The sequence below is a fragment of the Variovorax sp. 01T432 genome (genome assembly GCF_056398605.1).
Genome location: NZ_JBFTPS010000160.1, coordinates 1 through 493 on the forward strand (window position 1 = coordinate 1; position 493 = coordinate 493).

A 493-nucleotide genomic window follows, 5' to 3' on the forward strand; every position below is an offset into this window, starting at 1 on the left:
GCGGTGATCGCGCTGGCCGGCCTGTGCGACGGCTGCAGCCCGTACAGCAGCACCAGCCCCCGCGCGTACTACGACTGGTGGCATGAGTGGATGGCGCCGTACCCCGGCCTGCCGAACATGGGCAACATCGCCTTCATGAAGATCCTCGGTTATGTCGACCTGCCTGGCATGGCGGCACCCACCGATATCGCCGTGACCACGGGCATGGACCAGTTCCACACCATCCAGGTGGGCGGCAACTTCATCGGCATGGACAACACGCCGCTGAGCAACAACTGGCAGAAGTTCACCAGTTCGGGCGCCAACTACAACATGTACGCCAAGGGCGGCGTGGCGGTCGTGACCTCCAAGTCGGAGCAGAAGGTGGCCTTCGTCGACCTGAAGCCGCTGTTCAGCTACATCAACAGCGTCTACTTCAGCTCGAACGTGGGTGCGGTGAGCAACCTGGGCCAGGCCGACAGCCAGTGGCCATACAGCTTCACGCAGCAGCCTT

Annotated in this window: 1 pseudogene; it reads left to right on the plus strand. The window is 63.1% G+C overall.

The window, feature by feature from the left end:
* Positions 1-493: pseudogene (locus AC1DNF_RS35785) on the plus strand (hypothetical protein); the annotation flags it as partial.